Below are 11,277 nucleotides of genomic sequence, written 5' to 3'. Positions count from 1 at the left end.
GGTAGATTACTTGAAAGTTTTCTATTAAATATTACAACTACATTATACAAGGAGGAACAATTTTGAAATTAACAATAGAGCAATCATCAGATAATAAAGAGATAGAAATAAATATAAAGTGCGGTCAAGTAATAGATGAGAGATTACAGAAGCTAATCGACCAAATAAGACTTTACTCGTTTTCAATAATAGGAAAAAAGGACAAGGAAATTTACCAGATATCGCTAAAGGATGTCTATTATATAGAGAGCATCGAGGAAAAAACATTTGTCTATCTAGAAAAAGATGTGTACGAGGCGAGCTTGAAGCTATACGAGCTAGAAGAACAGCTAGCTAATACTTCATATATAAGAGTAAGTAAATCCATAATACTCAACATAGAAAAATTGCAGAGCATAAAGCCACTTATAAACGGCAAACTAGAGGCGACATTAAAAAATCAAGAAAAGGTATTGATAAACAGACATTACGTGCCTGCATTTAAAAAGAAATTTGGAATTTAGGAGGTCTGAAATGAAGAAAATAGATTTGATAATTATCGATTGTATTTCTTATACAGCAGTTATGCTTATAATATCGATTTTAAACGGTATGGGTATAACAGAGCTAAACTGGATGTTTAACTTACAGCTTTTTACAGTTACAACTCTTATAAGCGTATTTATGTATTTTATAGATAAATTAAATATAGAAAGTCAGCCTGTATATATGCTTTTACAGATGCTGAGTATAGCAGTATCAGTACTAGGTGTAGGCGGAGGAATAATGAAGTGGTTTACATGGGAATTTAAATATGTTGCGATAACTAGCGGTATATTTATAACAGTTTATCTAATAACTTATGTAGCTTTATTTTTAATAAACAGTATAACATCTGAACAAATAAATAAAAAAATAGCGGAGAACGATAAAAAAGGGGGACGTTAAAATGAAGATAATAGAAGTAAGCGGTTTAAAAAAATCGTATAAAGATGTAAAGGCGGTCAAGGGAATTGACTTTTATGTAAATGAAGGCTCATTATTCGCATTTCTAGGGCCAAATGGGGCAGGAAAATCTACTACAATAGATATGCTGTGTACCTTCTTAAAGCCAGATGACGGCAAAATAAAAATAGGAGACTATGAAATAGGCAAAGACGACGACAAAATTAAATCTCTAATAGGAGTAGTTTTTCAGGACAGCGTACTAGACGAGTTTCTAACAGTTAAGGAAAATTTAAAAGCTAGAAGCAAATTCTACAATATGTCTAAAGCTGAGTTTGAAAAAAACTTAGCTGAGGTGGCAAAGGCTACAGAGATAGAGGGATTTCTAAATAGACAATATAAAAAGCTATCAGGAGGCCAAAGGAGAAGAGTAGACATAGCGAGGGCGCTTATAAATAAGCCTAAGATTTTATTTTTAGATGAACCGACTACAGGGCTAGATCCACAGACTAGAAGAAAGGTCTGGGATATGGTAAGAGAGCTTCAAACTAAAAATAACATGACAGTTTTTCTTACAACTCATTATATGGAAGAAGCTGCTGTGGCAGATTACATAATAGTCATGGATCATGGTCTAATAGCAGCCGAGGGGACAACAGATGAGCTAAAAGAAAAATACACAAAGGACAAGATGATTATATCGACTCACAACGGAAATAAGGGCTATTTAGTTCATTATTTAAATTCAAATAATTATAATTTCTCAGTAGAAAATAACGATATAATTTTAAACCTAGACACGACATTAGATAGTATAAAAATAATAGATGACTGTAGAGATTATATAGATTCCTTTGAAGTGATAAAGGGAAGCATGGACGATGTATTTTTAGGAATTACAGGAAGGGAGATAAGATAGATGTTAGCTTTTGCAAATAGAAATTTAAAGGTATTTTTCAGAGATAAAACAGCAGTATTTTTTTCACTACTTGCAGTATTTATAGTTTTAGGATTGTATGTATTATTTTTAGGAGATGCATGGGCAGATTCTTTACAAAATATAAAAGAGGCAAAGCAGCTCATGAACTGCTGGATCATAGCTGGACTTATAGGAGTCACATCTGTCACAGCTAATATGGGCGCATTTGGAATAATGGTAGAGGATAAGTCTAAAAACAAGATGAAGGACTTTACAGTTTCTCCTATGAAGAATTTTAAGCTAATAGGAGGATATATAGTTAGTTCTTTTGTAGTTGGTAGTATAATGTCAGTAGTTGCATTAGCTATTTCACAGGCTTATTTAATATACAGCGGGGCAGAGGCATTGACATTAAATCAGCTTGTAGAGGTATTTCTAGTAATATTAGTGACTACACTTTCAAACAGTGCGATGGTATTGTTTATAGTTTCTCTATTTAACAGCGAAAAGGCATTTTCAACTGCGAGTACAATAATAGGTACACTTATAGGATTTATAACAGGAATATACCTTCCGATATCAATGCTTCCAGAGTCAGTCCAAACTGTAGTTAAATTATTTCCAACTTCACACGGAATAAGCATACTTAGACAGATATTTATGCAAAGACAGATGGAGGTTTCGTTTTCAAATATACCTACAAGCTATGTAGATGAGTTCAAGGAAAGCATGGGAGTAGTTTATTATTTAAACGATAAGCTAGTATCAAATACAACTAGCATAATGATATTAATCGGTTCAGCAGTCGTATTCTTTTTATTGGCGATATTTATAATATCAAAAAAGAAAAAATAAATTAACAATAAAATTTAATAATTTATAGAAAAAGACGAGTTTGAAGAGATGGGCTTGTCTTTTTTTAGCGTAAAATACAGAATATTTGAAAAAACGTTTAAAAATTTTTAACAAGAGTTAATTTTTTCTTACTAGATTATAACAAAGCTCTAACACTAGTATATATAAAAAAATATACAATTAAATTAATACAAATATAAATAATAGTTTATATTTAATTAAAATTTAGCCATTAAAAAACAGAAAGGGAGGGATATTATGGAGAATGTAATTAATGTTGTAAACAGCATTGTATGGAGTAACTGGCTAGTTGGACTTTGTTTTGTTTCAGGGATTTATTTTAGTGTAAGAACTAGATTTTCACAAATTAGGAATCTTAAAGAAATGGTAGGACTTTTACTTGGTGGAGAAAAATCTGAACAAGGGATATCATCTTTTCAGGGATTTTGTACAGCACTTGCAGGTCGTATAGGTACAGGTAATATAGCAGGGGTTGCAACTGCAATTGCATGGGGTGGTCCCGGAGCACTATTTTGGATGTGGGCAATAGCTTTCTTAGGAGCAGGATCTGCATTTGCAGAATCTACTCTAGGTCAGCTTTACAAAGAGGAGCACGACGGTGAATATCGTGGAGGACCTGCCTACTACATCGAAAAAGGTCTTGGAAGCACGAAGTTTTCAAAGGCATATGCTACATTATTTGCAATAGTTACAGTTATAGCAATAGGTATACTTCTTCCAGGAGTACAATCAAACTCTATAGCAGTATCTATACAAAATGGATTTGGTATAAATGTAAATATTACTGCTGTGGCTTTAGTTATTTTAACAGGTATAGTTATATTTGGTGGAATTAAGAGAATTGGTTCTGCCGCTGAATTTATAGTTCCATTCATGGGTGGCGCTTATATATTAATGGCAATAGTTATAATAATTGCCAATATAGGTGATTTACCAGGGGTTTTAGCTTTAATATTTAAGTCTGCATTTGGAGCAGAGGCGAGCTTCGGTGGAATATTAGGTTCTACAATCGCCTGGGGTGTAAAACGTGGTGTTTACTCAAATGAAGCTGGTCAAGGTACTGGCCCACAGGCATCATCTGCAGCAGAGGTTTCTCATCCAGCTAAGCAAGGTTTTGTTCAAGCGTTTTCAGTTTACGTTGATACATTATTTGTCTGCTCTGCAACTGGATTTATGATACTTATGACAGGCTGCTATAATACTTTTAATGAACACACAAAAAATGTTATGGTTCAAAATATGCCACAATATGGAATACCTGATATAGGTCCTGTTTATACTCAAGATGCTATAAATACATTGATACCAGGATTCGGTGGAGCTTTCGTAGCAATAGCACTTTTCTTCTTTGCATTTACTACATTGATGGCTTATTACTATATAGCAGAGGTCAACTTGACTTATCTAGTTAAAAAATTTACTGGAGGAAAATCTAGTAAATTATCTATAAATTGTTTGAGAATAGTTCTATTGGGAATGACTGCATTTGGTTGTGTCAAGTCTGCAGGTCTTGCGTGGACTATGGGTGATATAGGAGTCGGTATGATGGCATGGTTAAACTTAATCGCCATACTGATACTATCTAAGACAGTTTTCATTTGCTTCAATGATTATGAGGCACAGATGAAGGCTGGTATTCCTAGAGATGAAATAAGCTTCGATCCTATCAAGCTAGGAATAAAGGGAGCAGATTTCTGGGAAAAAAGAAGCTCTAACAAAGCGTAATAGGATAAAACTCTTTCTAATATACTTTTGGGTCTCTTAATATTTAGGAGACCTTATTTTTTTATAAAAAAACTGGATGTAAAATTTAACATCCAGTTCATATTTTTCTATTAATATAATTTTGTATTAGACTTACTAGCTACAAATTTGTAGGGAGTAAGATTTAACAGTATTTTCTAATATGCAATCTAATATATAGTCGACTACACTGTTGCACATATAAGTTGAGAAGAATAGGTCGTTTTTAAAGTCTTCTCCTTTAACGTACTGTCTGTATAATCTATTAAAAAATTCTTCTACACCGATATTATGGATTGGATCTCTTTCAAGCTTAGAAAAATCAGTCTCCTTAGTCACTATTTGAAGATCTCTTTCGTATATCACATGTTTTTTGAAGCTATGAGAAAATTCCCAGCGTTGGCTATGTGGTACACAGAAGAAATCACATAGAAAATGGCATATAACGCCTAATTCTTGACTAAATTTGCTAACAGAAAAATATTTTTCGATAAAGTCTAAGGATAACTTACAAAGAGATTTTATTTTATTTATAATCATGTCAAAAGATTCCTTTAAATAATGTTTATGTAAAACATATTTAGAAGTCATGTCAGGTTTGATGTTGCCGTAGATAAAATTCTTTTCACTTAGGAAAAAAGATTTAGCAGGATCTAAATTTTCTATTAGAGCCTGTGAAATTGTTAAATGTGTATTTAAAATCATTAATTGCACCTTCCATATAATAATTATATAATTAAGTTATAGTTTAAGTTTTTACTTAACTCTATTTTATAATACCAATAAAAAAAAATTTTTACAACTAGAATTTAGATGTATTAAATGTAAAGGAGATTTAGATTATGAAAAAAGTATTGGTTTTTTTAGCTGATGGGTTTGAAGAAATAGAAGCGCTATCAGTTGTAGATGTTATGAGAAGAGCAGGTGTAAAATGTGATTTATGCTCTATAAAGGACGAATATGTTAGAGGAACACACGATATAATAGTAAAATCAGATTGTATAATAGACGATGTAAATCAAGATGAATACGATGCAGTAGTATTACCAGGTGGACTTCCAGGTGCTGACAATCTACTTGACGAAAGAGTAAAAAACATGGCTATCAAGCTAGCAGGAGAAGGAAAAATAGTTGCAGCTATATGTGCAGCTCCTCAAACTCTAGAAGCTTTCGGTCTATTAGAAGATAAAAAATGCACATCTTATCCAGGATTTATAAAGGGAAGAGATAAGGTAAATTACTTAGAAGATCAATTAGTAGTTGTAGACCAAAATATAATAACTAGTAGAGGTCCAGCTACAGCTTTGGAATTTGGATTTAGAATACTAGAAGAGCTAGGATATGAAGATAAAGCAAAATCTATAAAAGAAGATATGTTAGTCAATTTTTATGTAGATTGTATAAAATAACAAACTTTTAATAAAATTTTATATAAAAGCTGATACAATTAGAGTGTAAATATTTTACACTCTAATTTATTTAGGTGAATTTAGTGGATATTTAAATACGGCATTGTGTGGAGGAGTTTTTTATGAAAACAAAAATAGGATATGTTTATATTTTGTTGGCTGGAATATGTTGGTCTACTCTTGGATTTCTAGTAAGTAAGATTAGCAGTTATAATTTTGACTCAGGGGAAATCGGTTTTTTTAGAATGGTAGGCGGATTTATAATAATCACTATTTATGGGAAGTTGACAATGCCTACAATGTTTAAAATAACTAAAAAAGGCATTTTATATGTACTTGGTATAGCGGTATTCTGTCAATTTATATTTAATATAGCTTATATGAATTCTATTTGTATGGTCGGGGCATCGATGGCGGCGGTTTTATTATATGTATCGCCTTTATTTGTGGCAATATTTTCTAGAATTCTTTATAAGGAAAAAATCAATAGAATCAAGCTTATATCTCTTGCATTTTGCGTAATAGGAGCATTTTTAGCGGTTACAGGAGGCTCAATTGAAATAGAAAATTTAAATTTGTTGGGTATTTTTGCAGGGATAATGGCTGCTATAACTTATGCAATGCTTCCTATGTTTAACAAAAAGGCATTGAAGGAAATGGATAATATAACTATGACTTGTTATGCGTTTTTAATAGCTACTATTTTGATGAGTTTTAGAATCAATCCAATTGAGACTATTTCTAAAATAGATAGTATACGTGTTTTTGTATATATAGCTAGTATAGCAGTCATACCTAGTGCGATGGCTTATATAGTTTATTCGATGGGAATAGCAAAGAATGTAGAGCTATCTATTGCTGGTGTTGTGGCGTCTGTTGAATTAGTATTTTCTGTTATAATAGGGTGGACCTTGCTTGGAGAGGATTTTTCTATTATAAAATTAGTCGGATTGTTGTTTATGATTGCATCTACATTTATTGCGGTCAAGGCTATTGAACCAGAAAAGGAGCAGTTTGAAGATAATTTAGAATATGAAAAAATAGGGATTGCAGTAGAAAAGGATAAATAATAAAAAATAGGGAAGCCAGACTTTAGTTTTAAGTCTCCTCCCTATTTTTTTATTTATTTGTTGTAGTAAATTCCTTGATATGAATCTCTTTCTTTTAGAGTTTTATCTATATCGTTTAGAACCTCCCATTTTTTTAGGCTCCACATAGGACCTACTAACTCGTCTCTTTTTCCATCTCCTGTCAGTCTGTGAATTACCATCTCAGGTGGAAGGATTTCTAATTGATCGCAAACTAGATTTATATAGTCGTCTCTATCCATAAGACAGAATTCATTTTTTTCTAGAGATTTTGCAAGTGCGGTATTTTTTATGACATGTAGTAGATGTATTTTGACACCGTGTACGTTCATATCGGCAACTGCCTTTGCTGTTTCCATCATCATCTTGTAGTCTTCACCAGGAAGCCCGTTTATAATGTGGACGACTACCTTTATATTTCTGTCCTGTAATTTTTTAAGCCCTTCTAAAAATGCTTTGTAGTCGTGGCCGCGGTTTATTATTTTTGATGTTTCGTCGTGTATAGTTTGAAGTCCTAATTCAACCCATAGATTAGTTCTCTTATTTAACTCGTCTAAATAATCTACAATGTCGTCTTCTAAGCAGTCAGGTCTTGTAGAAATTGAAAGACCTATTACATTTTCAAAAGTCAGTGCTTCCTCGTATTTTTGCTTTAATACCTCTAATGGAGCGTAGGTATTTGTGTAGGCTTGGAAATAAGCTATATATTTAGCATGAGGCCATTTTTTATGCATCATAGCCTTTATTTCGTCGAATTGCTCACTTAGAGGACTTGCTGGATTTCCTGCAAAATCACCAGAGCCGCTATTGCTGCAGTAGGTACATCCACCTCGTGATATTTTTCCATCTAAATTTGGGCAAGTAAAGCCTGCATTTAAAGAGACCTTAAATATTTTTTCTCCAAAATTATTTCTAAGGTAGTAGTTCCATGTATGGTATCTTTTATTATCATCAAATGCATATTTAAATTTTGCCATCTTAAATCACCTTTTTCATAGATATTATTTAATTATATTAACATAAAAATTTTATAATTCATAGGAAATTATATTTTTTCCACAATAAAGAGGAAATTAAGTGACTATATATGAAATTTAGAATTATATATAATAAAATTATAAAATGGAGAGGAAAAAATAATTTTGTTTACAAAAGTACAGTATTTTTACAAAAGTAAAAGTAAAATTGCTATTAAATATTTATAAAACGGTAATTTTTACGAAACGTTTTCCTTATTTACATTTTTCGACTTTTTCTGAAAATTCAGATACAAAAATAAAATTTATATCATATTTTATAAAAAAAACTATTATATTTTTGTAGCAATTCTAATAATACATGTTATAATAAGTATGAGATATGAAAACGTTAAGGAGGATTAAAACATGAGATTTTTTTTAGACACAGCTAATATTGATGAAATTAAGGCAGTAAACGATATGGGAGTTATAAGTGGAGTTACAACTAACCCATCTCTAATAGCTAAAGAAGGTAAGGATTTCAAAGAAACTATAAAAGAAATAGCATCTATAGTTGATGGTGCAATAAGTGGAGAAGTTAATAGTGATGATGCTGAAGGTATGATAAAAGAAGGTCGCGAAATAGCAGCAATTCATCCAAATATGGTAGTAAAAATACCAATGACAGCAGAAGGCTTAAAAGCAGTAAAGGTTTTAACTAAAGAAGGAATAAAAACTAACGTAACATTAGTGTTCTCAGCAACTCAAGCATTACTTGCTGCAAGAGCAGGAGCAACATATGTATCTCCATTCTTAGGAAGATTAGATGATATATCTACACCAGGTATGGATTTAATAAGAACTATAGCTGAAATATTTGCAGTTCACGATATAGACACTCAAATAATAGCAGCTAGCGTTAGAAACCCAATACATGTTATAGATGCAGCACTTGCTGGAGCTGATATAGCAACTGTTCCAACAAAAGTTGTAAACCAAATGTTAAAACATCCATTAACAGATCAAGGTATAGAAAAATTCAAAAAAGATTGGGAAGCTACTTTCGGAAAATAAAAACAATAAAAAAAGTCAACTAGGTTTTATCACAACGTTTTAAAAATAAATGGAGGAAATATATGAACAATTTAGATGCAAAATGCGTAAATGCAATAAGAGTACTAGCTGGAGATGCTATACAAAAAGCTAACTCAGGACATCCAGGTTTACCACTTGGTTCTGCTAGTATGGCATACACTTTATGGACAAAAATGAACCACAATGGAAAAAATCCTGACTGGAAAAATAGAGATAGATTTGTATTATCTGCAGGACATGGATCAATGCTTGAATATGCATTATTACACTTATTCGGATATGGAATAACTGTAGACGATATAAAAGAATTCAGACAATGGGGAAGTAAAACTCCAGGACATCCAGAATACGGTCACACTAAAGGTGTAGAAATAACTACAGGACCTTTAGGCCAAGGTATATGTAATGCTGTAGGTTTTGCTATAGCTGAAGCAAAACTTGCTGACAAATTCAACAAAGATGGATTTAATGTAGTAGACCACTATACATATGCAATAACAGGTGACGGATGCTTAATGGAAGGTGTTTCTGCTGAAGCTTCTTCACTTGCAGGTACATTAGGACTTGGAAAATTAATATTACTTTACGATTCAAACAACATAACTATAGAAGGAAATACAGACATAGCATTCACAGAAGACGTTGCTAAACGTTATGAAGCTTATGGATGGCAAGTATTAAAAGTAGAAGATGGAAACGACTTAGATGCTATAGCAAAAGCTATAGACGAAGCAAAAGCTGAAACTAATAAACCTTCTATGATAATAGTAAAAACTCAAATAGGATACGGTTGTCCAGCTAAACAAGGTTCTGCTAAAGCTCACGGTGAACCATTAGGTGAAGACAACATAAAAGAAATGAAAGAGTTAATGGGATGGGAAGCTGAGCCATTCTTCGTACCACAAGATGTTTACGACAACATGGCAGGATACATAGCTAACGGTGAAAAAGCTGAACAAGAATGGAACGAATTATTCGCTAAATACGAAGAAGCTTACCCAGAATTAGCTGCTGAATATAAAAAATGGCATGAATTAGACGTAACTGATGAATTATTAAATAGCCAAGACTTCTGGAAATTCGAAAAAGGATGCGCAACTAGACAATCATCAGGAGATGTTTTAAATAGATTAACTGCTTTCGTACCAAACTTAATGGGTGGATCTGCTGACTTAGCACCATCTAATAAGAGTGATATGAAAAATACTGGATTCTTCTCTAAAGAAGACAGAAGTGGACAAAATATACACTTTGGTGTAAGAGAACACGCAATGGCTGCTATAACTAATGCAATAGCTGCTCACGGTGGACTTAAAGCTTACTGTGCAACATTCTTCGTATTCAGTGATTACATGAAGGGTGCAATGAGATTATCTGCTCTAATGAATTTACCTGTAACTTACATATTAACTCATGATAGTATAGGTGTTGGAGAAGATGGACCTACTCATCAACCAATCGAACAATTAGCTGCACTTAGAAGTTTACCAAACATGACAGTATTTAGACCAGCTGACTCAAATGAAACTGCTGCTGCTTGGTTCTACGCTGTAACTAATAAGACTACACCAACTTCATTAGTTTTAACTAGACAAGGATTACCACTATATGATATAGATGGAAGAGTAGCTTTAAAAGGAGCTTATATATTAAAAGACTCTAAGAAAGATACTCCTGACGTAATACTTATGGCATCAGGTTCTGAAGTAGAATTAATATTTAATGCTGCTGATGAATTAGCTCAAAAAGGTGTTGACGCTAGAGTAGTAAGTATGCCATCATTTGAATTATTCGAAGCTCAAGACGAAGCTTACAAAGAAAGCGTACTTCCAAAAGCTGTAAGAAACAGAGTAGCTGTAGAAGCTGCATCTTCTTTCGGATGGCATAAATACGTTGGTTTAGATGGTGCTATAATATCTCTAGATCACTTTGGAGCATCTGCACCAGCTGGAACATTATTCAAAGAATTTGGATTTACAGTAGAAAACGTAGTTGAAACTGCTTTAAAGGTTGTAGGAAAATAATAACGAAAATAAATATTAAATATATATAAGTAGACTTGGAATTTATCCAAGTCTATTTTTTCTAAATACGGATAAGAGGGGAGATAATCAATACAATGAAAAAGAAATATTTTTTCTTTGATATAGATGGAACACTTACAGATAGATCTACAAATGAAATTGTTCCATCAGCAAAGGAGGCTGTAAAAAAATTACAAGAGGCAGGTCATTTTGTCTGCATAAACACAGGAAGAGCACATT

General features: G+C 32.5%; 12 protein-coding genes. 10 read left to right on the top strand and 2 right to left on the bottom strand.

The genetic code is table 11. The annotated features are described in order from the left end of the window. Positions 1-62 precede the first annotated feature (62 nt). From ACI3VO_RS14705 to ACI3VO_RS14685, 5 genes are all read left to right on the top strand, one after another. Positions 63-503 carry a LytTR family DNA-binding domain-containing protein gene (locus tag ACI3VO_RS14705; RefSeq protein WP_439758636.1) on the top strand — a complete coding sequence of 147 codons (441 nt, stop codon included), beginning with the start codon at positions 63-65 and terminating at the stop codon, positions 501-503. Between the two features lie 10 nt (positions 504-513). Beyond that, positions 514-927 carry a hypothetical protein gene (locus tag ACI3VO_RS14700; protein WP_439758635.1) on the top strand — a complete coding sequence of 138 codons (414 nt, stop codon included), beginning with the start codon at positions 514-516 and terminating at the stop codon, positions 925-927. Position 928: 1 nt separating this feature from the next. Further along, complete coding sequence (locus ACI3VO_RS14695; protein WP_439758634.1) at positions 929-1,843, top strand: ATP-binding cassette domain-containing protein; 915 nt, start codon at positions 929-931, stop codon at positions 1,841-1,843. After that, positions 1,844-2,698, top strand: coding sequence for an ABC transporter permease (locus tag ACI3VO_RS14690; RefSeq protein ID WP_439758633.1), 855 nt, complete (start codon positions 1,844-1,846; stop codon positions 2,696-2,698). A gap of 258 nt (positions 2,699-2,956) precedes the next feature. Beyond that, positions 2,957-4,444: an alanine/glycine:cation symporter family protein gene (locus ACI3VO_RS14685; protein ID WP_439758632.1), complete on the top strand. Its 1,488-nt coding sequence runs from the start codon at positions 2,957-2,959 to the stop codon at positions 4,442-4,444. A gap of 135 nt (positions 4,445-4,579) precedes the next feature. Here the strand turns inward: ACI3VO_RS14685 and ACI3VO_RS14680 are convergent, their stop codons facing one another. Beyond that, positions 4,580-5,167 (bottom strand): zinc dependent phospholipase C family protein, encoded by a 588-nt coding sequence (locus ACI3VO_RS14680; protein WP_439758631.1) that lies wholly within the window; start codon positions 5,165-5,167, stop codon positions 4,580-4,582. 137 nt (positions 5,168-5,304) lie between these two features. On the opposite strand from ACI3VO_RS14680, the gene ACI3VO_RS14675 reads away from it, so the two are divergent. Beyond that, positions 5,305-5,871 carry a DJ-1 family glyoxalase III gene (locus tag ACI3VO_RS14675; RefSeq protein WP_320627005.1) on the top strand — a complete coding sequence of 189 codons (567 nt, stop codon included), beginning with the start codon at positions 5,305-5,307 and terminating at the stop codon, positions 5,869-5,871. 122 nt (positions 5,872-5,993) lie between these two features. Next, positions 5,994-6,941: a DMT family transporter gene (locus tag ACI3VO_RS14670; RefSeq protein WP_439758630.1), complete on the top strand. Its 948-nt coding sequence runs from the start codon at positions 5,994-5,996 to the stop codon at positions 6,939-6,941. A 53-nt stretch (positions 6,942-6,994) separates the two neighbouring features. Here ACI3VO_RS14670 and ACI3VO_RS14665 read toward each other — a convergent pair whose 3' ends face one another. Then, a complete protein-coding gene (locus ACI3VO_RS14665) occupies positions 6,995-7,936 on the bottom strand; it encodes a TIGR01212 family radical SAM protein (protein ID WP_439758629.1) in 942 nt (313 codons plus the stop codon). Positions 7,937-8,344: 408 nt separating this feature from the next. Between ACI3VO_RS14665 and fsa the strand changes: the two genes are divergently transcribed. From fsa to ACI3VO_RS14650, 3 genes are all read left to right on the top strand, one after another. Further along, entirely contained in the window at positions 8,345-8,992 is a 648-nt protein-coding gene (gene fsa, locus ACI3VO_RS14660; protein ID WP_439758628.1) for a fructose-6-phosphate aldolase, read from the top strand. 62 nt (positions 8,993-9,054) lie between these two features. Further along, positions 9,055-11,037, top strand: coding sequence for a transketolase (tkt, locus tag ACI3VO_RS14655; RefSeq protein ID WP_439758627.1), 1,983 nt, complete (start codon positions 9,055-9,057; stop codon positions 11,035-11,037). A gap of 95 nt (positions 11,038-11,132) precedes the next feature. Then, on the top strand, positions 11,133-11,277 hold a 145-nt coding region (locus ACI3VO_RS14650; RefSeq protein ID WP_439758637.1), incomplete at its 3' end, for an HAD family hydrolase.

Origin of the sequence: Intestinibacter sp. (genome assembly GCF_051866655.1) — a bacterium.
Taxonomy (GTDB): domain Bacteria; phylum Bacillota; class Clostridia; order Peptostreptococcales; family Peptostreptococcaceae; genus Intestinibacter.
This window is presented reverse-complemented; position numbering and strand designations above follow the sequence as displayed.